At 66.9% G+C, this 21,631-nt stretch carries 17 protein-coding genes and 1 pseudogene; 17 read left to right on the forward strand and 1 reads right to left on the reverse strand.

The genetic code is table 11. The features are described 5' to 3' along the window. Positions 1-82: 82 nt before the first annotated feature. From mraZ to lpxC, 15 genes and pseudogenes are all read left to right on the forward strand, one after another. Entirely contained in the window at positions 83-529 is a 447-nt protein-coding gene (mraZ, locus tag ROV95_RS06240; protein ID WP_004143635.1) for a division/cell wall cluster transcriptional repressor MraZ, read from the forward strand. A 14-nt stretch (positions 530-543) separates the two neighbouring features. Next, positions 544-1,512, forward strand: coding sequence for a 16S rRNA (cytosine(1402)-N(4))-methyltransferase RsmH (gene rsmH / locus ROV95_RS06245; RefSeq protein WP_012479154.1), 969 nt, complete (start codon positions 544-546; stop codon positions 1,510-1,512). Next, positions 1,509-1,772: a cell division protein FtsL gene (gene ftsL / locus ROV95_RS06250; RefSeq protein ID WP_005412242.1), complete on the forward strand. Its 264-nt coding sequence runs from the start codon at positions 1,509-1,511 to the stop codon at positions 1,770-1,772. Before rsmH ends, ftsL begins: the two co-directional genes overlap by 4 nt. Continuing rightward, positions 1,769-3,613 (forward strand): penicillin-binding protein 2, encoded by a 1,845-nt coding sequence (locus ROV95_RS06255; protein ID WP_019661067.1) that lies wholly within the window; start codon positions 1,769-1,771, stop codon positions 3,611-3,613. The genes ftsL and ROV95_RS06255 overlap by 4 nt, the downstream gene beginning before the upstream one ends. Then, positions 3,610-5,118: a UDP-N-acetylmuramoyl-L-alanyl-D-glutamate--2,6-diaminopimelate ligase gene (locus ROV95_RS06260; RefSeq protein ID WP_312543536.1), complete on the forward strand. Its 1,509-nt coding sequence runs from the start codon at positions 3,610-3,612 to the stop codon at positions 5,116-5,118. The genes ROV95_RS06255 and ROV95_RS06260 overlap by 4 nt, the downstream gene beginning before the upstream one ends. Then, the gene (murF, locus tag ROV95_RS06265; RefSeq protein ID WP_134731232.1) at positions 5,115-6,509 is read left to right on the forward strand and encodes a UDP-N-acetylmuramoyl-tripeptide--D-alanyl-D-alanine ligase; all 1,395 of its coding nucleotides are present in this window, start codon (positions 5,115-5,117) and stop codon (positions 6,507-6,509) included. The genes ROV95_RS06260 and murF overlap by 4 nt, the downstream gene beginning before the upstream one ends. Continuing rightward, on the forward strand, positions 6,499-7,584 hold the full coding sequence (gene mraY / locus ROV95_RS06270; RefSeq protein WP_019661070.1) for a phospho-N-acetylmuramoyl-pentapeptide-transferase: 1,086 nt from the start codon (positions 6,499-6,501) through the stop codon (positions 7,582-7,584). The genes murF and mraY overlap by 11 nt, the downstream gene beginning before the upstream one ends. 1 nt (position 7,585) lies before the next feature. Then, positions 7,586-8,911 carry a putative lipid II flippase FtsW gene (ftsW, locus tag ROV95_RS06275; protein WP_019661071.1) on the forward strand — a complete coding sequence of 442 codons (1,326 nt, stop codon included), beginning with the start codon at positions 7,586-7,588 and terminating at the stop codon, positions 8,909-8,911. Next, positions 8,908-9,996: an undecaprenyldiphospho-muramoylpentapeptide beta-N-acetylglucosaminyltransferase gene (gene murG / locus ROV95_RS06280; RefSeq protein ID WP_312543538.1), complete on the forward strand. Its 1,089-nt coding sequence runs from the start codon at positions 8,908-8,910 to the stop codon at positions 9,994-9,996. Before ftsW ends, murG begins: the two co-directional genes overlap by 4 nt. 40 nt (positions 9,997-10,036) lie before the next feature. Then, complete coding sequence (murC, locus tag ROV95_RS06285; RefSeq protein ID WP_019661073.1) at positions 10,037-11,473, forward strand: UDP-N-acetylmuramate--L-alanine ligase; 1,437 nt, start codon at positions 10,037-10,039, stop codon at positions 11,471-11,473. Beyond that, positions 11,470-12,432 carry a D-alanine--D-alanine ligase gene (locus ROV95_RS06290; RefSeq protein ID WP_312543540.1) on the forward strand — a complete coding sequence of 321 codons (963 nt, stop codon included), beginning with the start codon at positions 11,470-11,472 and terminating at the stop codon, positions 12,430-12,432. The genes murC and ROV95_RS06290 overlap by 4 nt, the downstream gene beginning before the upstream one ends. Next, positions 12,429-13,103 (forward strand): annotated as a pseudogene (locus ROV95_RS06295) (cell division protein FtsQ/DivIB); the annotation flags it as partial. The gene ROV95_RS06290 and the pseudogene ROV95_RS06295, both read left to right, overlap by 4 nt. Before the next feature lie 71 nt (positions 13,104-13,174). Beyond that, the gene (gene ftsA / locus ROV95_RS06300; RefSeq protein ID WP_005408083.1) at positions 13,175-14,410 is read left to right on the forward strand and encodes a cell division protein FtsA; all 1,236 of its coding nucleotides are present in this window, start codon (positions 13,175-13,177) and stop codon (positions 14,408-14,410) included. A gap of 177 nt (positions 14,411-14,587) precedes the next feature. Continuing rightward, a complete protein-coding gene (gene ftsZ, locus ROV95_RS06305; RefSeq protein ID WP_058980418.1) occupies positions 14,588-15,823 on the forward strand; it encodes a cell division protein FtsZ in 1,236 nt (411 codons plus the stop codon). Between the two features lie 172 nt (positions 15,824-15,995). Beyond that, positions 15,996-16,907, forward strand: a complete 912-nt coding sequence (lpxC, locus tag ROV95_RS06310; RefSeq protein ID WP_019661076.1) for a UDP-3-O-acyl-N-acetylglucosamine deacetylase — start codon at positions 15,996-15,998, stop codon at positions 16,905-16,907. A 282-nt stretch (positions 16,908-17,189) separates the two neighbouring features. On the opposite strand, the gene ROV95_RS06315 is transcribed toward lpxC, so the two are convergent. Further along, complete coding sequence (locus ROV95_RS06315) at positions 17,190-17,639, reverse strand: DUF721 domain-containing protein (RefSeq protein ID WP_312543544.1); 450 nt, start codon at positions 17,637-17,639, stop codon at positions 17,190-17,192. Positions 17,640-17,651: 12 nt separating this feature from the next. Between ROV95_RS06315 and ROV95_RS06320 the strand changes: the two genes are divergently transcribed. Both ROV95_RS06320 and secA read left to right on the forward strand, forming a co-directional pair. After that, positions 17,652-18,608, forward strand: a complete 957-nt coding sequence (locus ROV95_RS06320; protein WP_155028958.1) for a M23 family metallopeptidase — start codon at positions 17,652-17,654, stop codon at positions 18,606-18,608. 278 nt (positions 18,609-18,886) lie between these two features. Further along, positions 18,887-21,619, forward strand: a complete 2,733-nt coding sequence (secA, locus tag ROV95_RS06325) for a preprotein translocase subunit SecA (RefSeq protein WP_111108789.1) — start codon at positions 18,887-18,889, stop codon at positions 21,617-21,619. Positions 21,620-21,631 lie beyond the last annotated feature (12 nt).

Genomic DNA, 21,631 nt, shown 5'->3' on the forward strand with positions numbered 1-21,631 from the left:
GTGGGCATCAGAGGGAAATCCGGGTGTTTTGTGGGTTTTCGTGGTTCAATGTTTCACCGGGCGAAGGATAGGTGCACGCGTCGTGTTCCAGGGCGAGACGGCCATCACAGTTGACGATAAAGGGCGCATGGCGGTTCCCACCGCTTACCGCGACCTCGTCGCGCGCGCCAGCAACAACCGTCTCGTGCTGACCTACAACCCGTTCGAAGCCGGCTGCCTGTGGCTGTATGCAGAGTCGGAATGGGAGCGGGTGCGCGACGACGTCATGTCCAAGCCCAACACCCAACGCGTCGTGCGCCTGTTGCAGCAGAAGCTGGTCGGCTCGGCCGCCCATCTGGAACTGGACGGCAACGGTCGCATCAGCATCCCCGCCAGCCACCGCGGTGCGGTGGGCATTGAAAAGAAGGCGGTATTGCTCGGTATGGGCGACAAGTTCGAATTGTGGAGCGAGCAGGCGCATCGGGCCCTGATCCAGCAGACGTTGTCTGACGAGGATCTGGGTGATGGGTTGCTCGACCTGAAGTTGTGAGCCGGGGTGCCCGGATGCGCCCAGAAGCGCAGACCGGTCACCTTCCGGTGTCGCAGTCGCCGGCGGTGCACCTGCCGGTCCTGTACACCCAGGTCCTTGAAGGCCTGAGGGTGATCGAAAACGGACGTTATCTGGATGGCACGTTCGGTCGTGGCGGTCATGCACGTGGCGTGCTCACCCAGCTCGGTCCCGAGGGGCGCCTGCTGGTCATGGACAAGGATCCGGAAGCCATCGCCGTTGCCGAGCGCGATTTCGCGCCGGACCCGCGCGTGTCCATCTTCCGTGGCAGCTTCGCCCAGCTGCTGCAGTGGGATGCGACGGCCGAAGGCCTGGACGGCGTGCTGTTCGACCTCGGCGTGTCGTCGCCGCAGCTGGACGTGGCCGAACGTGGCTTCAGCTTCGGCAAGGACGGCCCGCTGGACATGCGCATGGATCCGGACAGTGGTGAAAGCGCCGCGCAGTGGATCAACCGCGTGGAAGAGCGCGAGATCGCCGATGTGCTGTGGACCTACGGCGAAGAGCGCCAGAGCCGCCGCATCGCCCGTGCCATCGTGGCCCGCCGTGAGAAGCAGCCCTTCTCCCGCACCGCCGAACTGGCCGAGCTGATCGCCTCGGTGATGCCGCGTGGAAAAGACAAGATCCACCCGGCCACGCGCAGCTTCCAGGCCATCCGCATCCACATCAACCGCGAGCTGGCCGATCTGGAGGCCGGGTTGGATGCCGCCGTCGAACGGCTCAAGCCCGGTGGCCGCCTGGCGGTGATCAGCTTCCATTCGCTGGAAGACCGCATCGTCAAGCAGTACATGAACCGCCTGGCCAAGGCGCCGCCGGCCAACCGCCGCCTGCCCGAGGCGGTCGCGTTCGTGCCGACGCTGGACCTGATCGGCGGTGCCATCAAGGCCACCGACGAAGAGCTGGCCGCCAACCCGCGTGCCCGCAGCGCCGTGCTGCGCGTGGCGCAGAAGCGGGAGGCCGACGCATGAGCCGGTTGCTGCTGATCATCCTGCTGGCTTCCACCGTGGCCTCGGCGATCGGCGTCGTGTTCGTGCGTCATCGTCACCGGCAGACGTTCATCGAACTGTCGCGCGCCGAGCGCAAGCGCGATGACATCAACCTGGAGTTCGGTCGCCTGCAGCTGGAACAGGCCACCCTGGCCGAAGCCAACCGTGTCGATCGCATCGCCCGCGAGAAGCTCGGCATGAAGTTCCCCGAGGCCGCCGACATCGTGGTGGTGCGGCCATGAGCAAGACCGGCCGCAACCGCCCGCGCAACGCCTTCAACCTGCGCCAGCGCCTGCGCTGGGTCGCGCTGGCGCTCGGCCTGTGCTCGGTGTCGCTGGTCGGTCGTGCCGCCTACGTGCAGATCATCAACAGCGACTTCTACCAGCGCCAGGGCGAGGCCCGTTACCTGCGCGAGCTGCCGATCAAGACCTCGCGCGGCATGATCACCGACCGCAACGGCGAGCCGCTGGCGGTGTCCACCCCGGTCGCCTCGATCTGGGTCAATCCGCAGGACCTGCTGCGTTCGCCCGAGCGCATTCCGGAGCTGGCCCAGGCGGTCGGCATGTCTGTGGATGAGCTGAGCAGCCGCCTGTCGCAGAAGTCGGACAAGGAATTCATGTACCTGCGTCGCCGGATCAATCCGGACGAGGCAGAAAAGGTGGTCGCGCTGAAGATTCCGGGCGTGGCCGCGCAGCGCGAGTTCCGCCGCTTCTACCCGCAGGGTGAGGCGATGGCGCACGTGCTGGGCTTCACCAACATCGACGACCGCGGCCAGGAAGGCCTGGAGCTGGCGTTCGACGAATGGCTGCGCGGCAAGGCCGGTGCCAAGCGGGTGATCCGCAACCGCAAGGGCGAGACCGTCGAAAGCGATCTGCTGCGCGCCGCCGAACCGGGCAAGGACCTGACGCTCAGCATCGACCGCCGCATCCAGTACCTGGCGTTCAAGGAACTGCGCAACGCGCTGGTGGCCAACAAGGCGGCCGGCGGTTCGATGGTGATCATGGACGTGAACACCGGCGAGATCCTGGCCATGGTCAACCTGCCCACCTACAACCCGAATTCGCTGACCGGCGCGCTGCCCGATGCGCGCCGCAACCGTGCGGTGACCGACCTGGTCGAGCCGGGTTCGACGATGAAGCCGTTGACGATTGCCACGGCGCTGCAGGCTGGTGCGGTGACCAAGGACACCATCATCGATACCAACCCGGGTTACATGCAGGTGGCCCGCTTCACCATCCGCGACGTGCCGCGCAACAACGGCGTGCTGAACGTAACCGGCGTGATCACCCGCAGTTCCAACATCGGCGCGGCCAAGGTCGCGGCAAAGATGCCGGACCAGGTGTTCTATGACGGCGTGCGCCGTTTCGGCTACGGCTCGGTGCCGCACAGCGGGTTCCCGGGTGAATCCGGTGGCGTGGTGCGGCGCCCGGCCAACTGGGACGGTGCCACCAAGACCACCATGTCCTACGGCTACGGCCTGAACGTGACACCGCTGCAGATCGCCACCGCCTACTCGGCGCTGGCCAATGGCGGCAAGTTGATCGCGCCGACCTTCGTCAAGGGCCAGCGCAACGAAGCGCATCAGATCATCGACGAGAGCGTCGCCAGGCAGGTGGTGGCGATGATGGAAACGGTGGTCACCCAGGGCGGCGCCAAGCAGGCAGCAGTGCTGGGTTACCGCGTAGCCGGCAAGACCGGTACCGCGCGCAAGACCGGCCCGGGTGGTTACGAGCGTGGCCATTACAACGCGCTGTTTGCCGGTGTGGTGCCGGCCACCAACCCGCGCTTCGCCACCGTCATCGTCATCAACGATCCGCAGGCCGGCAAGTTCTACGGCGGCCTGGTGTCGGCGCCGGTCTATCACAACGTGATGGAAGGCACACTGCGCCTGATGGACGTGCCGCTGGATGACCTGCAGTCGTGGCTGGCCGCACAGCAGTCGGGCAAGGTCGGCCACTCGGCCTCGATCCTGCCCGCGCCGCCGGCCGAGACCGCGCTGCCGGTGGATGCCGCCGCTGAATTCGATGCTGCGCTGCCGAGCGCGCACGCCCAGACGCCCCCCGTTACGGGAGGCACGCAATGAGTCCTTCGATGTTGCTTTCGCAGTTGCTTCCCGACGTGGCCCTGGCGGGCCATGATCCCGTTCTGACCGGGCTGGCGCTGGACAGCCGCGCCGTGCGTCCCGGCAATGCCTTCGTCGCCATCGCCGGTTTCGGCGCGCATGGCCTGAACTTTGTCGAGCAGGCCCGCGCGGCCGGTGCCAGCGCCATCCTGTTCGAGCCCCCGGCACCGGCCGAACTGCCGGCGCCAGCCGATGCGATCGCCGTGCCGGGCCTGCGCGCACGCATGGGTGCGATGGCCGACCAGTTCCATGGCGCGCCGTCGCGGGCGATGGCGATGGTGGGCGTGACCGGCACCAACGGCAAGACTTCCACCGTGCAGTTGCTGGCCCAGGCCTGGCACCTGCTCGGAACGCCCAGTGGCAGTATCGGCACGTTGGGCGCCGGACTTTATGGTGCGGTCGAGCCGACCGGTTTCACCACGCCGCTGGTGCTGCAGATGCATGCGCTGCTGGCACAGCTGCGCGACGCCGGTGCGCGCGCGGTGGCGATGGAGGTCAGCTCGCACGCGCTGGACCAGGGCCGCGTCGATGCCGTGCACTACGACGTGGCGGTGTTCACCAACCTCACCCGCGATCATCTGGATTACCACGGCGACATGGCCAGCTACGGCGCGGCCAAGGCGCGGCTGTTCCATCGTCCGGGCCTGAAGGCAGCGGTGATCAATCTGGACGACGCCTTCGGTCGCCAGCTGTTCGCCGTCCTGCCGGTGGGCGTGCAGCCGGTCGGCCTGAGTTCGCGTGGTGCCAGCGATGCCAGCGTGCGCGCCGAAGCGTTGCAGCTGGATGGTCGTGGCATTGCGTTTGAACTGGTCATCGACGGCCAGCGCGCGGCGGTGCAGTCGCCGCTGCTGGGCCGCTTCAACGTGGACAACCTGCTGGCGGTGGCCGGTACTCTGCATGCGCAGGGCCAGTCGCTGCCGCGCATCGCTGAAGTACTGTCGGCGCTGCAGCCGATCCGTGGCCGCATGAACCGCCTGGGCGGCGAAGACGGCCTGCCGACCGTGGTGGTCGACTACGCACACACCCCGGACGCGCTGGAACAGGCGCTGGACAGCCTGCATGGCCACCTGCACGGCGCGCTGTTCTGCGTGTTCGGCTGCGGCGGCGAGCGTGATACCGGCAAGCGCCCGCAGATGGCGGCCATTGCCGAGCGTCTGGCCAACCAGGTCATCGTCACCGACGACAACCCGCGTGGCGAAGACGGTGACGTGATCGTCGCCGACATCCTGGCCGGCTTCCAGAATGCCGATGCCGTGACCGTGCAGCGCAGTCGCGCGCGTGCGATCGGCCTGGCGGTGAAGCGTGCCGGTGCCGGCGACATCATCCTGATTGCTGGCAAGGGCCACGAGCCGTACCAGGAAGTGAACGGTGTGCGCCATGACTTCGACGACACCGAGGTGGCTGCCGCTGCACTGGCGGCCAAGGCCGGTGTACTAGAGGCGCAGGCCGGGGAGGGTGCCGCGTGAAGCGCACTCTGCTTTCGCTGATCGCCCACTGGGCCGGCGGTGAGATCCACGGCGACGACGTGGCCATCGACGCGGTCAGCAATGACACCCGCAGCCTCGGTCCGGGCAGCCTGTATGTGGCGCTGCGCGGCGAGCGCTTCGACGGCCATGACTTTGCCGCCGACGCACAGGTGCGCGGTGCCAGCGCGCTGCTGGTCGAGCGCCTGCTGCCGGTCGAGCTGCCGCAGGTGCTGGTGGCCGACAGCGAGCTTGCACTGGCGAAGATCGCCACCGGCATGCAGCGTGACCGGGACACCGAGGTGTTCGCGATCACCGGCAGCAACGGCAAGACCAGCGTGAAGAGCCTGCTGCTGTCGATCCTTCAGCAGGTGGCCCAGCACGCCCACAAGGTGGTCTACGCCAACCCGGGCAACCGCAACAACGAGATCGGCCTGCCGCTGGCGGTGATCGATGCGCCGGAAGATGCCGACTACGCCGTCTACGAGATGGGCGCCGGCAAGCCGGGTGATATCGCCTACCTGACCGAAATCGCCCGCCCGCGCTATGCCCTGGTCAACAACATCGCCCCGGCACACCTGGAACGCATGGGCAGCCTGCTTGGCGTGGCCGTGACCAAGGGCGCAATCTATGCCGCACTGCCGGCCGATGGCGTGGCGGTGATCAACGCCGACGATGCCTACGGCCGCTGGTTCGAACAGCATTTCGTCGGTACCCCGGCACGCTGCCGCGTGCTGCGCTACGGCCTGGAACATACTGCTGATGTGACCGCGCGCGACATCCGCGCAGGTGCGCAGGGCAGCCAGTTCACCCTGGTCTCGCCGGCCGGCGAGGCTCGCGTGGTGCTCGGCCTGCCGGGTCGCCACAACGTCAGCAATGCGCTGGCTGCCGCCAGCCTGGCGCTGTCCGCCGGTGTCGATCTGTCGCTGATCGCGGCTGGCCTGGCCGAGGCGCAGCCGGTACCGGGCCGCCAGATTGCCCATCTGCTGCGCAATGGCGCGGTGCTGGTGGACGACAGCTACAACGCCAATCCCGGTTCGCTGGCCGCGGCCATCGACGCCCTGGCCGCCGCGCCGGAAGAGGGCTGGCTGGTGCTGGGCGACATGCGTGAGCTGGGTCCGGACGCCGGAGCGCTGCACGCGCAGGCCGGGCTCCGCGCGCGGTCGGCCGGCCTCAAGCGCCTGTATGCGCTGGGCCCGCTCAGTGCCGCTGCCGCTACCGCTTTCGGCGAAGGCGGCCGTCATTTCGCCACCCATGACGCGCTGTCGAAGGCGCTGAAGGACGAGCTGCACGCCGGCGTGCGCTGCCTGGTCAAGGGTTCCCGTGGCAGCGCCATGGACACGATTGTCAAAGCGCTGCTGGCGCAAGGAGAGGAATCCCCGCATGTTGTATGAACTGGCTCGATGGTTGCAGCAGTTGGAGAGCCTGTTCGGGCTGTTCAACTACCAGACGTTCCGCGCCATCCTTGCCGCGCTGACGGCCCTGTTCCTGTCGCTGTGGCTCGGCCCGGCGATGATCCGCAAGCTTGCCCAGTTCAAGGGCGGCCAGCCGATCCGCAAGGACGGTCCGCAGACCCATTTCTCCAAGGCCGGTACGCCGACCATGGGTGGCTCGCTGATCCTGCTGACCGTCACCCTGTCGGTGCTGATGTGGGCCGACCTGCGCAACCGCTACGTGTGGCTGGTGCTGGCAGTGATGCTGTGCTTCGGTGCCATCGGCTGGTATGACGACTGGATCAAGATCGTCCGCCGCGACCCGAACGGGCTGAAGTCGCGCTGGAAGTACCTGCTGCAGTCGATCTTCGGCCTGGCCGCCGGCCTGTTCCTGTTCCATACAGCCGACGTGCCGGCAGCGCTGACCTTCTACATCCCGATGTTCAAGTCGGTGGCGCTGCCGCTGGCCGGCATCGGCTTCGTGGCCATCGCCTACTTCTGGATCGTCGGCTTCTCCAATGCGGTGAACCTGACCGACGGCCTGGATGGGCTGGCGATCATGCCGACCGTGCTGGTGGCCTGCGCGCTGGGCGTGTTCGCCTACGCCTCGGGCAACGTAGTGTTCGCCAACTACCTGCAGATCCCGCAGATCCCGGGGGCCGGCGAACTGGTCATCATCTGCGCGGCCATCGCCGGCGCGGGCCTGGGCTTCCTGTGGTTCAACACCTATCCGGCCATGGTGTTCATGGGCGACATCGGCGCGCTGGCGCTGGGCGCGGTGCTGGGCACCATCGCGGTGATCACCCGCCAGGAGCTGGTGCTGGTGATCATGGGCGGCGTGTTCGTCATCGAGACGCTGTCGGTGATGATCCAGGTGGCCTCGTTCAAGCTGACCGGCAAGCGCGTGTTCCGCATGGCGCCGATCCACCACCATTTCGAACTGAAGGGCTGGCCGGAGCCGCGCGTGATCGTGCGCTTCTGGATCATCTCCGTCGTGCTCGTGCTGATCGGCCTGGCCACGTTGAAGGTGCGCTGAGATGAACGACCTGTCCCGCCAGGCAACACGCCTTGAAGCCATCGAAGGCAGCTACGACAAGTGGCTGCTGGGCGCGATCATCGCGCTCACCGGCATTGGCGTGGTGATGGTGGCGTCCAGCTCGATCGCGCTGATGAGCAGCCCGTTCTACTACCTCAACCGCCACCTGATCTTCCTGGCGGTGGGTATCGTGCTGGCGGTGCTTGCCGCCCGTACCGAGCTGAAGTCCATCGAGCAGTACAACCAGATGCTGCTGCTGGGCTGCTTCGTGCTGCTGCTGGCGGTGTTCGCGCCGGGCCTGGGCAGCACGGTCAACGGTGCGCGCCGCTGGATCAACCTGGGCATCTCCAAGTTCCAGACGGTCGAGGCGGTGAAAGTGCTCTACATCGTCTGGCTGTCCAGCTACCTGGTGCGCTTCCGCGACGAGGTCAACGCGACCTGGCCGGCGATGCTCAAGCCGCTGGGCGTGGCCGGTGCGCTGGTGGTGCTGTTGCTGCTGCAGCCGGACTTCGGCTCGTCCACCCTGCTGCTGGCGATCACCGCCGGCATGCTGGTATTGGGCGGGGTGAACATGCCGCGCATGTCGATGCCGGTGATCATCGGCCTGGTCGGCATGAGCGCGCTGGCGATCATCGAGCCTTACCGCATGCGCCGCATCACCTCCTTCCTGGACCCGTGGGCCGACCAGCAGGGCGACGGCTACCAGCTGTCCAACGCGCTGATGGCGGTGGGCCGTGGCGAGTGGACCGGCGTCGGCCTGGGCAACTCGGTGCAGAAGCTGTACTACCTGCCCGAAGCGCATACCGACTTCATCTTTTCGGTCACCGCCGAGGAATTCGGCTTCCTGGGCACCTGCGTGATCGTGGCCCTGTACGCGCTGCTGGTCGGCCGGACCTTCTGGCTGGGCATGCGCTGCGTGGAAATGAAGCGCCACTTCTCTGGCTACATCGCCTTCGGCATCGGCCTGTGGATCAGCATGCAGACCTTCGTCTCGATCGGCGTGAACCTGGGCATCCTGCCGACCAAGGGACTGACTCTGCCGCTGATTTCCTCCGGCGGTTCGTCGGTGCTGATGACCTGCGTTGCGATGGGCCTGTTGCTGCGCGTGTCCTATGAACTCAAGCGTGCCGAGCGCCGCCAGGCCGTGCGCATCGGTGGTGCCGAAGACGCAGCTGCTGAGCCGGTGGGCGAGCCAGCCGTGCAGGTGGCCGCCAGCGCGCCGATCAGCGCCGGGGCGACGGCCGCAGCTCCAGCTCCAGCAAACGCCGCGCGCGGCACCAGCCGCCTTCAGTCGCGTATCGAACCGACCTTCGGGAGGCTGTCATGAGCGCGGCCACCGATAGCGTGCGCCCGGTGATGATCCTGGCCGGTGGCACCGGCGGTCACATCTTTCCCGGCCTGGCTGTGGCCCGCGTGCTGCGCGAGCGCGGCGTGCCGGTGACCTGGATGGGCGCCGACGGCGCGATGGAAACGCGACTGGTACCGCAGCACGACATTCCAATCGACACGCTGGCCATCACCGGCCTGCGCGGCAAGGGCAAGCTGGCCCTGCTGGGCGCGCCTTGGCGGCTGATGCGCGCGCTGCGCGCTGCCGGCATGATCATCCGCAAGCGCCAGCCGCGCGCGGTGGTCGCCTTCGGTGGCTTTGCCTCCGGCCCCGGTGGCATGGCCACCCGCCTGCACGGCCTCCCGCTGCTGGTGCACGAACAGAATCGCGCGCCCGGCATGACCAACCGCATCCTGTCGCGCTATGCGCGCCGCCTCCTCACCGGCTTCCCGGGTACCTTCGCCGAGCGTGAGGAGTTCGTCGGCAATCCGGTGCGCGCAGAGATCGCCGCCACCGCACCGCCGGAACAGCGCTTCGCCGACCGCCACGGACCGCTGCGCGTGCTGGTGGTTGGCGGCAGCCAGGGCGCGCGTGCACTGAACACCGGCGTGCCGCAGGCGATCGCCGCACTCGGCCCCGGCATTCCGGTACAGGTGCGCCACCAGAGTGGCGAGAAAATGCACGCCGAAGCGGTGGAGGCGTATGCAAAGGCCGGCGTGCTGGCCGACATCACGCCGTTCATCGCCAACATGGCCGAGGCCTTCGCCTGGGCCGACCTGGTGGTGTGCCGCGCGGGCGCCTCGACGCTGGCCGAGCTGTGCGCGGTCGGTGTCGGCAGTGTGCTGGTGCCATTCCCCGCTGCCGTCGACGATCACCAGACCCGCAATGCGGAGTATCTGGTCGAGCGCGGTGCTGCGGTTTTGCTGAAGCAGGACGGAACGCTGGCCGACGGCATTGCCGCACTGCTGCGCGATCTGTCCGAAAATCCCGCCCGCCGCATGCAGATGGCGCAAGCCGCGCGTGCCCTGGCCAAGGTCGATGCCGCCGAGCGCATCGCCGATATCATTCTTGAGGAAGCTGTATGAAGAAGGCATGCCACCGCGCCTGCCCTGCGCGAGGCCGCCCATGATCCGTCGCCTGCACGACACCAACGACCTGGTGCGCGCGTTCCCGCGCGTGCATTTCGTCGGCATCGGCGGCACCGGCATGAGCGGTATCGCCGAAGTGATGCTGACGCTGGGCTATGAGGTGTCCGGCTCGGACAACGCCGACAACGTGGCAACCCGTCGGCTGGCCAGCCTGGGTGCGCGCATCATGCGCGGCCACTCGGCAGCCAACGTACTGGGCACCGACTGCGTGGTGGTCTCCAGTGCCATCCGCGAAGACAACCCGGAACTGATGGAAGCGCGCAGCCAGCGCATTCCGATCATGCCGCGTGCGGCGATGCTGGCCGAGCTGATGCGCTTCCGCCGCGGCATCGCCGTGGCCGGTACCCATGGCAAGACCACCACCACCAGCCTGACTGCTGCGGTGCTGAGCGAAGGTGGCCTGGACCCGACGTTCGTGATCGGTGGCCAGCTGCTGGCGGCCGGTGCCAACGCCAAGCTGGGCGGAGGCCAGTGGCTGGTGGCCGAGGCCGACGAAAGCGATGGCAGCTTCCTGCGCCTGAACCCGCTGATGTCGATCATCACCAACATTGATGCCGACCATCTGGAAAACTACGGCAACGACTTTGCCCGCGTGCAGGCGGCGTTCGCCGAATTCCTGCAGCGCCTGCCGTTCTACGGCCTGGCCGTGCTGTGCATCGATGACCCGGAAGTGGCCGCGCTGGCCGCCAAAACCCCGCGTCACGTGATGAGCTACGGCATGAGCCCGCAGGCCGACGTGCGCGCCGAGAACGTGGTGCAGGAAGGGCCGCGCATGCGCTTCACCCTGCGCCTGCCGCAGGGCACCAGCCAGGAAGTGGTGCTGGCGCTGCCGGGCAGGCACAACGTGCTCAACGCGCTGGCCGCCGCCGCAGTGGGCTGGCAGCTGGGCGTGGCGCCGGATGCCATCGCGCGTGCGTTGGAAAGCTTCGCCGGTGTCGGCCGTCGCTTCAACGATCTGGGCGAAGTGACCACCGCCAGTGGTGCCAAGGTCCGTATCATCGATGACTACGGCCATCACCCGAGCGAGCTGGAGGCCGTGTTCGCCGCGGCCCGCGGTGGCTGGGCTGACAAGCGCCTGGTGGTGGCCTTCCAGCCGCACCGCTACAGCCGCACCCGTGACCAGTTCGACAAGTTCGCTGCGGTGCTGTCCAGCGTCGACGCACTGGTACTGAGCGAGGTCTACCCGGCCGGTGAGGAACCGATTGCCGGTGCCGACTCGCATGCGCTGGCCCGCGCCATCCGCGCCCGCGGTCGCAGCGAGCCGGTGGTGGTGGGCAAGGCTGCCGAACTGGCCAGCGTGCTGCCGGACGTGCTGCAGGACGGTGACCTGCTGCTGATGATGGGGGCGGGCGATATTGGCGCCGTGGCCACCCACATCGCGGTGGAAGGCTTCAAGGGGGAGGGCGAGGCGTGAGCACGCTGACCTTCCCGCCGCTGCGCGTGACCGACCCGGCTGTGTTCGGTCGCGTCGCCGTGCTGCTCGGTGGCACTTCCAGCGAACGCGAGGTGTCGCTGGATTCCGGCCGCAACGTACTGGAAGCACTGCAGTCGCGCGGTGTCGATGCGTTCGCGGTGGACGGCATTCCGGCGCTGGCCAAGGCGCTGGCTGCCGGCGGCATCGACCGTGTGTTCAACATCCTGCACGGCCACAACGGTGGTGGTGAGGACGGCATCGTGCAGGGCCTGATGGACGCCTTCGGCGTGCCGTACACCGGCTCGGACGTGCTGGGTTCGGCGCTGAGCATGGACAAGATCCGCACCAAGCAGGTGTGGCTGTCGCTGGGCCTGCCGACGCCGCAGTACCGCAAGGTCGACGCGTCCACGGTGCATGCACTGGCGGCCGAGCTGGGCCTGCCGGTGGTGGTCAAGCCGGCCAACGAAGGCTCCAGCGTGGGCATCAGCCGGGTCACTGACGAGGCTGGCCTGGACGAGGCCGTGACCCTGGCCGCGCGCTACGACGGCCAGTTGCTGATGGAGCAGATGGTGGTGGGCGATGAGCTGACCGTGGCCATCCTCGGCGACGTTGCCCTGCCGTCGATCCGCATCGTGCCCAAGGGCCAGTGGTACGACTACAACGCCAAGTACATCGCCGAGGACACCCAGTACCTCTGCCCGGGCCTGGAGGGTGGCGACGAAGCGGAAATCCGCCGCATCGCGCTGGCCGCGTTCCGCGCGGCCGGCTGCCGTGGTTGGGGCCGCGTGGACGTGATGCGCGACCGCAGCAGCGGCCGCTTCTTCCTGCTGGAAGTGAATACCGCGCCGGGCATGACCAGCCATTCGCTGGTACCCAAGGCGGCCCGCCAGGCCGGCATCGGTTTCGAGGAACTGGTGTGGCGCGTGCTGGAACAGACCCTGGAGGCTTCGCACGCATGAACGCGGTGCTACGCATCTTCGTCTGGCTGTTGGCGCTGTCGGTGGTTGCACTGCCGGTGGTGGCCGTGGTCAATGGCTGGGTCGGCGCCGAGCGCTGGCCGCTGGCGAAGCTGCGCGTGCATGGCGAGTTCAAGCGGGTACCGGCCGAGCAGCTGCAGCAGGTGCTGCTGCCGTATGCGCGCGCCGGCTTCTTCGCGGTCAAGCTGCAGGACGCGCAGGACGCACTGGAAAAACTGCCGTGGGTGGAAAGCGCGCGGGTGCGCAAGCAGTGGCCGGACGTGCTGGAAGTGACCCTGGTCGAGCACAAGCCGTTCGCGCGCTGGGGCAACGACCGCCTGGTTTCCGAGCAGGGCAAGTTGTTCCCCACGCCGAAGAAGCTGGCCGACCTGGCGTTGCCCGAACTGGACGGCCCGGACAGCCAGACCGAAGAAGTGATGAAGCTGTACAGCGACTCGCGTGCATTGTTCGCACCGGCCGGCGTCGATGTGCGCCGGGTAACGATGGATGCACGCGGCAGCTGGTCGCTGGTGCTGAGCAATGGCACCGAAGTGGTGGTCGGCCGTGACGATGCGCGCTCGCGCCTGCAGCGCTTCGTCAAGGTACTGCCACAGCTCAACCGCCAGGACGCGCCGATCGAGCGCGCCGACCTCCGCTACACCAATGGTTTCACGCTGAGCTGGGGTACCCCGGCCATGCCGGCGAAAACGCCGGCGACCCCAGTCAGCAGGACGCAGGAAAGGACATGAATCGCAAGGGTGACAAATCGCTGATCGTTGGCCTGGACATCGGCACCTCCAAGGTGGTGGCGCTGGTGGGCGAGTATTCGCCGGGCAACCCGATCGAAGTGATCGGCATCGGCTCGCACGAATCGCGCGGGTTGAAGCGCGGCGTGGTGGTGGACATCGAATCGACCGTGCAGTCGATCCAGCGCGCGGTGGAAGAAGCCGAGCTGATGGCCGGCTGCGAGATCCGCTCGGTGTACGCCTCGATCTCCGGCAACCACGTGCAGTGCAAGAACTCGCCCGGCATCGTGCCGATCCGCGACGGGGAAGTGACCTGGGGCGACCTGGATCGCGTGCTCGATGCGGCCAAGGCGGTGGCGATTCCGGCCGACCAGAAGATCCTGCACGCGATCCCGCGCGAGTACGTGCTGGACGATTCGCAGGAAGGCATCCGCAACCCGGTCGGCATGACCGGCGTGCGCCTGGAGGTGCATGCGCACCTGGTGGTGTGCGCGCAGTCGGCCGCAGCCAACATCAGCAAGTGCGTGCAGCGCTGTGGCCTGCAGGTGGACGACCTGGTGCTGTCCTCGCTCGCCTCAAGCGTTGCGGTGCTGACCGCTGACGAACGCGAGCTGGGCGTGGTGCTGGTCGACATGGGCGCCGGGACCACCGACATCGCGGTGTTCGTGCAGGGCGCGATCTGCCACACGGCCTCGCTGCCGATCGCCGGCGACCACGTCACCAACGATATCGCGCACATGCTGCGCACGCCCACCCCGGAAGCCGAGCAGATCAAGGTGCGCTACGCCTGCGCCCTGGCCCAGCTGGCCACCGCCGAGGAAAGCATCCAGGTGCCGTCGGTGGGCGACCGTCCACCGCGCCGCATGCCGCGCCATTCGCTGGCGCAGGCGGTGCAGGGCCGCTACGAGGAGATCTTCGAGATGGTGCAGGCCGAACTGCGCCGCTCCGGCTTCGAGGAACTGGTGCGCGCCGGCATGGTGCTGACCGGTGGCGCCTCGAAGATGGAGGGCGTGGTCGAACTGGCCGAGGAAATGCTGCAGATGCCGGTGCGCGTGGGCATCCCGCAGCACGTCACCGGCCTGGGCGAAGTGGTGGGCAACCCGGTGCACGCCACCGGCGTGGGCCTGCTGCTGATGGGCAGCCAGATCGAGCACCCGCGGCGGCCATCGCTGCCGACCGGGCGCGCTGGAAGCATGTTCAAGAAACTCAAGACCTGGTTCCGCGGCGAGTTCTGACGCGGAACCCGCAACTCCGGGCCCGGCCCGGCGCAACACCCGCAGTACCCGCATCACAACGCAACAACGCAACAACGCAATACACAACCCACACAGCCGCAACGGCAACATGACACGCGAAGGCAGGAGGCCCGACCGTCCATGCCACCGACAAGCGGATACAACGAGGACACGGACATGGCGCATTTTGAACTGATCGAAAAGATGGCACCCAATGCGGTGATCAAGGTGGTTGGCGTGGGCGGCGGCGGCGGCAATGCCGTGGCGCACATGGTCAACTCGGCGGTGGACGGCGTGGAATTCATCACCGCCAACACCGACTCGCAGGCCATCAAGAATTGTGGTGCCAAGCTGCAGCTGCAGCTGGGTACCAACGTGACCAAGGGCCTGGGCGCAGGCGCGAACCCGGAAGTCGGCCGCCAGGCCGCGCTGGAAGACCGTGAGCGCATCATGGACGCGCTGCAGGGCGCGGACATGGTGTTCATCACCGCCGGCATGGGCGGCGGCACCGGCACCGGCGCTGCGCCGGTGGTGGCACAGCTGGCCAAGGAAATGGGCATCCTGACCGTGGCCGTGGTCACCAAGCCGTTCCCGTTCGAAGGCCGTCGCCGCATGCAGGTGGCGCTGAAGGGCATCGAGGAACTGAGCCAGCACTGCGACTCGCTGATCACCATTCCGAACGAGAAGCTGATCACCGTGCTGGGTCGCAACGCGACCATGATCCAGGCCTTCCGCGCCGCCAACGACGTGCTGCAGGGCGCCGTGCAGGGCATCGCCGACCTGATCGTGCGTCCGGGCCTGATCAACGTCGACTTCGCCGACGTGCGTACCGTCATGTCCGAAATGGGCCTGGCGATGATGGGCACCGGCACCGCCCGTGGCGATGACCGCGCCCAGGCCGCCGCCGAAGCCGCCATCCAGAACCCGCTGCTGGACGATGTGAACCTGGCCGGTGCCAACGGCATCCTGGTCAACATCACCGCCGGCGCCGACTTCACCATGGCCGAGTTCGACGAGATCGGCCGCACCATCGATGGCTTCGCTTCCGAAGACGCCACCGTGGTGGTCGGTACCGTGCTGGATCCGGACATGCAGGACGAAGTGCGCGTGACCGTGGTCGCTACCGGCCTGAACCGCGTTTCGGCCAGCAAGACCCAGCGTCCGGGCGAGCGTGCGCCGATCAAGCTGGTCCGCAATGCCACGACCGGCCAGCCGGAGTTCGGCGACTTCGACAACGGTGGCGACGCCGTGTCCAAGGCCGTCGGCGGCATGGGCCTGGGCCTGCGTCGCGCCAGCAGCGATACCGCGGCCGCTTCGGCCCCGTCGGCGCCGTCCTCCTCGGCCCCGGCTGCGGCGGAACTGCCGAACGACTACCTGGACATCCCGGCGTTCCTGCGCCGCCAGGCGGACTGAGCGGGGCGGCCCGGGGTTGTCCTCCCCGGGTAGCGCCACCATGTCCTGAAAAACGCGGGCGCCGGGCCAGGATGGGCCCGGCCGCCCTGCTTCACGCGCGTCCTGCCGGCGTTTCAGCCGGGGTAGGGGAGCGTGCGTGTTAATCTAATGTGTCACTTCCGGTCCATCCCCCATGATCCAGCAACGCACCCTCAAGAACACGATCCGCGCCACCGGCGTTGGCCTGCACAGCGGCGACAAGGTCTACATGACCCTGCGCCCGGCACCGGTCAACCATGGCATCGTGTTCCGCCGCGTGGACCTGGACCCGGTGGTGGAAGTGCCGGCCAAGGCCGAGCTGGTCACCGAAGTGACCCTGTGCACCGGCCTGACCTGCAACGACGCCAAGATCCAGACCGTCGAACACCTGATGTCGGCGCTGGCTGGCCTGGGCGTGGACAACATCATCGTCGAACTGTCCTCGGCCGAGCTGCCGATCATGGACGGTTCGGCCGGCCCGTTCGTGTTCCTGCTGCAGTCGGCAGGCATCGTGGAACAGGATGCGCCCAAGCGCTTCATCCGCGTGCTGAAGACCGTGGAAGTGACCGAGGGCGACAAGGTGGCCCGCTTCACCCCGTACGAGGGTTACAAGCTGGGCTTCACCATCCAGTTCGACCACCCGATGATCCCGGCCAAGCAGTCGCGCCAGGAAATCGAGTTCTCGACGCTGGCCTACACCAAGGAAATCTCCCGCGCGCGCACCTTCGGTTTCATGCGCGACCTGGAATACATGCGCGAGCGCAACCTGGGCCTGGGCGGTTCGATGGACAACGCCATCGTGCTGGACGAGTTCCGCGTGCTCAACGAAGACGGCCTGCGCTACGCCGACGAATTCGTGCGCCACAAGATCCTCGATGCGATCGGCGACCTCTACCTGGCCGGTGGCCAGGTGCTGGGCGCTTACGAGGGCTTCAAATCCGGCCACGCGCTCAACAACAAGCTGGTGCGGGCGCTGATGGCCGACGCCACTGCCTGGGAATGGGTCAGCTTCGACTCGCCTGCCACCCCGGGTCCGGTCGAATACGCCACTCCGGCCTATGCCTGATTCCGTAGGTCGTTGAATTTAAAGATAAAAACGCCGCCATCCAAGGCGGCGTTGTTGTTTCCGGCGCAGACGACGCATTCAGTGTGCTTGAAAAGGCATCAAGGCCGGTTCGAGGTCACGGTTTTGTGAACCTGTTGGATCCGAAGCCTGAATTTAACGCCGTTTTAACAACAATCTAACGACAGGCCCCTGGATGGCCGCTAGGATGCGACCCGGCCCCCGAAATGTTTCACGCCGTGGTGACACGCGCGACGGGGAGCGGAGCCGGATGCTCCGTTGCCATCATGACCGTTTCTTCGGTTTGGAAGGAACGTCCTGCAGGCAAGCCAAGGCGTCGCGTAGCCCTTTGTGCGTGGCGGCTGAAACTGCGTGGGGTCCATTCCGGTTGTCGAGCGCTGGGGAGCGCGTGGGAGTGGGAGACGCAGTCTTGATGGTCACCTTGGTGGCCTTCAGCCCGATGGAACGGGCCGCGTCGAGCAACTGGGCTTCGGCAAGCCGCAACTTGGCATGCCAGACCGGGGATTCGACGAGAAAAACGAGGTGTTCCCCGTCCACATTGGCCAGCCGGCAGCGGCTGCGCAGAGCTGGCGGCAACTGGGGGCGCAACTGTCGGTCCAGCGCGTCGAGCCACAGGGCACGCCGCAGCGGGTTCCCGCTTTTGTCCGCCATTACCGCATCCAGCGCCGGTTTCGGCGCCGACGCGGGGCGAACGCTGGATTTCGGCTCAGACATGAAAACTCACTGATGGCATTCAAAAAGATCGTAATCAAAACGCGTGAAGGACAGGCCAAATCGTCGCCGATCACGCGTTTGCGGTTCTATTTCGAGGACCGCCCCCGCGCCCTGCTGGGCAGCGTGCTCGGGGTAGGCTGCATTATCGGCCTTGCTGGCGGCATGGGCGTCAGCGCGCTGAATGATTCCCGGCTGCAGGCCAAGGTCGAGCGCCAGGATGCGGAGCTGGCCAAGGTCAAGCGCGATGCGCAGACCCAGGTCAACGCGCTGGCGGCCCGTCTCGGCGAGCTGCAGGCCCAGGCCACCCGCCTCAACGCGCTCGGCGAACGGCTGACCCAGATGGGCAAGCTGGAGGACGGCGAGTTCGACTTCAACGAGACCCCCGGTCTCGGTGACGGTGACGCAGGCGGTCCGACCAGCGACATCCCGGTCAAGGACGTCAACGCCGACTTACAGGTGCTGGAGCAGCGCTTCGCTGCTTCAGGCCGCCAGTTGTCGGTGATGGAGTCGCTGATGTTCGACCACCAGCTGCAGCAGAACGCCGTGCCTTCGCGCATGCCGATCCGCAACAGCTACGTGACCTCCGGCTTCGGCACCCGTGCCGACCCGTTCGGCCGAGGCGCCGCCACCCACAAGGGCATGGACTTCCACGCCAAGGTCGGTGACCCGGTGATGGCCGTGGCCGAAGGCGTGGTCAGCTTCGCCGGCGTGAAGGGGGGCTACGGCAACGTGGTCGACGTCGACCACGGAAATGGCTACGTCACCCGCTACGCGCACAATTCCCGCCTGGTGGTGAAGGCCGGCGACCTGGTCCGTGCCGGCCAGGAAGTGGCCAAGGCCGGTTCCACCGGTCGTTCGACCGGCGCCCACGTGCACTTCGAGGTGTGGGAGAACGGCAACGTGGTCAACCCGCGCAAATTCCTCGGCGACGGCGGCAACACGCCGGTCGGCCGCGTCAGCCGCGGCTGATCCCGGGTCGGATCCCTTCCGCGCCGCGGGAGGGCTCTGACCCGATGCGGTTGACCTGGTAGTGCCGGCCGCTGGCCGGCAACCTCATGATCTTCGGCAGCATCGCGGATCACCGGCCAGCGGCCGGCACTACCCCCTCGGGGTTGAAACCTCAGCCGCCCGTCCCAAGCTACAATGGGTGTTGCCATCGACAGGGCGCCAGGCGCCCTGTTTCGTTTGCGGCGGACGGATCCCCAGGGGGAGGCCGGGCGTCGTGTCCATCCAACCCGGTTCCTTCAATGATCAACAGCCTGCTTACCCGCGTATTTGGCAGTCGTAACGAACGACAGCTGCGCCAGCTCAACCGCATCGTCGCCAAGATCAATGCGCTGGAGCCGGAGATCGAGAAGCTTTCCGACGAGCAGCTTCAGGCCAAGACGCCGGAGTTCAAGCAGCGCATTGCCGGTGGTGAAGCCCTGGACAAGGTGCTGCCGGAAGCGTTCGCGGTGTGCCGCGAAGCCGGCCGCCGCGTGCTGGGCATGCGCCATTACGATGTGCAGCTGATCGGCGGCATGGTGCTTCACCTGGGCAAGATCGCAGAAATGCGTACCGGTGAAGGCAAGACCCTGGTGGCGACCCTGCCGGTGTACCTCAACGCGCTGGAAGGCAAGGGCGTGCACGTGGTCACCGTGAACGACTACCTGGCCCGCCGCGACGCCGCGCAGATGGGCAAGCTGTACAACTGGCTGGGCCTGAGCGTGGGCGTGGTGTATCCGGGCATGCCGCACAGCGACAAGCGCGAAGCCTACGCTGCGGATATCACCTACGGCACCAACAACGAATTCGGTTTCGACTACCTGCGCGACAACATGGCGCTGTCCAAGGCCGACCGCTACCAGCGCGGCCTGCACTACGCCATCGTCGACGAAGTCGACTCCATCCTGATCGACGAAGCGCGTACTCCGCTGATCATCTCCGGTCCGGCCGACGATTCCCCGGAGCTGTACATCCGTGTCAACCGCGTCGTGCCGCACCTGGTCAAGCAGGAGAGCGAGGACGGCGAAGGTGATTTCTGGGTCGATGAGAAGGGCAAGCAGGTGCACCTGTCCGAAGCGGGCATGGAGCACGCCGAGCAGCTGTTGGTGGAAGCCGGCATCCTCAACGGCGAAACCGAAGGCCTGTACGCGGCGCAGAACCTGACCGTGGTCCACCATCTCAACGCCGCCCTGCGCGCGCACGCGATCTACCAGCGTGACGTGGACTACATCGTGCGCGACGGCGAAGTGGTCATCGTCGATGAGTTCACCGGGCGTACCCTGGCTGGCCGCCGCTGGTCCGATGGCCTGCACCAGGCGGTGGAAGCGAAGGAAGGCGTGCCGGTCCAGCGCGAGAACCAGACGCTGGCGAGCATCACCTTCCAGAACCTGTTCCGCATGTACAAGAAGCTGTCCGGCATGACCGGCACGGCCGATACCGAAGCCTTTGAGTTCCAGAGCATCTACGGCCTGGAAGTGGTGGTGATCCCGACCAACCGCCCGACCATCCGCAAGGACAGCCCGGACCAGGTGTTCCTCAACCGCAAGGGCAAGTTCAATGCGGTGCTGGCCGACATCGAAGAGTGCGCCAAGCGCGGCCAGCCGGTGCTGGTCGGTACCACCTCGATTGAAACTTCGGAAATGCTGTCCGAGCACCTGAGCAAGGCCGGTGTGAAGCATGAAGTGCTCAATGCCAAGCAGCACGACCGCGAAGCGACCATCGTCGCCAACGCCGGCCGTCCGGGCGCGGTGACCATCGCCACCAACATGGCCGGCCGTGGTACCGACATCGTGCTGGGCGGTTCGCTGGAAGCAGAGCTCCACGCGCTGGGCGAGGACGCGACCGACGAGCAGAAGGCCGCGGTCAAGGCCGACTGGCAGAAGCGCCACGAGGCAGTGAAGGCGGCGGGCGGCCTGCACATCGTCGGCACCGAGCGCCATGAGTCGCGCCGTATCGACAACCAGCTGCGTGGCCGTTCCGGCCGCCAGGGTGACCCGGGTTCGTCCCGCTTCTACCTGTCGCTGGAAGACAACCTGATGCGCATCTTCGCCTCCGACTGGGTGCAGAAGGCCATGCGCATGATGGGCATGAAGGAAGACGACGTCATCGAAGACCGCCTGGTCAGCCGCCAGATCGAGAAGGCGCAGCGCAAGGTCGAGGCCCACAACTTCGACATCCGCAAGAACCTGCTGGACTTCGACGACGTCAACAACGACCAGCGCAAGGTGATCTACGCCCAGCGCGACGAGCTGCTGGACGCCGAATCGGTGAAGGACAACGTCGACGGCATCCGCGACGACGTGATCTTCGACGTGGTGGCCCGCTTCGTGCCGCCGAACTCGATCGACGAGCAGTGGGACCTGCGTGGCCTGGAAGCGACCCTCGAGTCGGACTTCGGCCTGCAGATGTCGCTGACCGACCTGGTCAAGGAACACGAGGAGCTGGACGCCGAGGCGATTGCCGCCAAGGTGCAGGAACGCGTCAACCAGCACTTCGCCGAGAAGGAAGCCGGCGTGGGCGAAGAGACCATGCGCGCGCTGGAGAAGCACGTGATGCTGACCGTGCTGGACCAGAGCTGGAAGGAGCACCTGGCGCGCATGGATTACCTGCGCCAGGGCATCTACCTGCGTGGTTACGCGCAGAAGCAGCCGAAGCAGGAATACAAGAAGGAAGCCTTCGAGCTGTTCTCGGACATGCTGGAAAACGTCAAGCGCGAAGTGGTGACCCTGCTGTCGCGCGTGCGCATCCGCAGCGACGAGGAAGTGCAGGCGCTGGAAGCGGCCGAACGCCAGCAGGCCGAAGCCCGCCTGAGCCAGTCGCAGTTCCAGCACCAGGACGTGGGCGGCTACAGCGCCGACGAGGAAGCCGCGCAGGTGCAGGCTGCCCAGCAGGGCGTGGCGCAGATGCAGCGCGACGAGCCGAAGATCGGCCGCAACGATCCGTGCCCGTGCGGCAGTGGCAAGAAGTACAAGCACTGCCACGGCCAGCTGAGCTGATGCCGAAGAGCC

It is taken from the genome of Stenotrophomonas maltophilia group sp. msm1 (assembly GCF_032025805.1).
Lineage (GTDB): Bacteria > Pseudomonadota > Gammaproteobacteria > Xanthomonadales > Xanthomonadaceae > Stenotrophomonas > Stenotrophomonas hibiscicola.

Bases quoted from the DNA above. Each gene is read 5' to 3' on its own strand.
- rsmH (WP_012479154.1), top strand. From the start codon at position 544: ATGCGCCCAGAAGCGCAGACCGGTCACCTTCCGGTGTCGCAGTCGCCG.
- ROV95_RS06320 (WP_155028958.1), top strand. From the start codon at position 17,652: ATGGCATTCAAAAAGATCGTAATCAAAACGCGTGAAGGACAGGCCAAA.
- ftsA (WP_005408083.1), top strand. From the start codon at position 13,175: ATGAATCGCAAGGGTGACAAATCGCTGATCGTTGGCCTGGACATCGGC.
- secA (WP_111108789.1), top strand. From the start codon at position 18,887: ATGATCAACAGCCTGCTTACCCGCGTATTTGGCAGTCGTAACGAACGA.
- murG (WP_312543538.1), top strand. From the start codon at position 8,908: ATGAGCGCGGCCACCGATAGCGTGCGCCCGGTGATGATCCTGGCCGGT.
- murC (WP_019661073.1), top strand. From the start codon at position 10,037: ATGATCCGTCGCCTGCACGACACCAACGACCTGGTGCGCGCGTTCCCG.
- ROV95_RS06255 (WP_019661067.1), top strand. From the start codon at position 1,769: ATGAGCAAGACCGGCCGCAACCGCCCGCGCAACGCCTTCAACCTGCGC.
- ftsL (WP_005412242.1), top strand. From the start codon at position 1,509: ATGAGCCGGTTGCTGCTGATCATCCTGCTGGCTTCCACCGTGGCCTCG.
- ftsW (WP_019661071.1), top strand. From the start codon at position 7,586: ATGAACGACCTGTCCCGCCAGGCAACACGCCTTGAAGCCATCGAAGGC.
- lpxC (WP_019661076.1), top strand. From the start codon at position 15,996: ATGATCCAGCAACGCACCCTCAAGAACACGATCCGCGCCACCGGCGTT.
- ftsZ (WP_058980418.1), top strand. From the start codon at position 14,588: ATGGCGCATTTTGAACTGATCGAAAAGATGGCACCCAATGCGGTGATC.
- mraY (WP_019661070.1), top strand. From the start codon at position 6,499: ATGTTGTATGAACTGGCTCGATGGTTGCAGCAGTTGGAGAGCCTGTTC.
- ROV95_RS06260 (WP_312543536.1), top strand. From the start codon at position 3,610: ATGAGTCCTTCGATGTTGCTTTCGCAGTTGCTTCCCGACGTGGCCCTG.
- ROV95_RS06315 (WP_312543544.1), bottom strand. From the start codon at position 17,639: ATGTCTGAGCCGAAATCCAGCGTTCGCCCCGCGTCGGCGCCGAAACCG.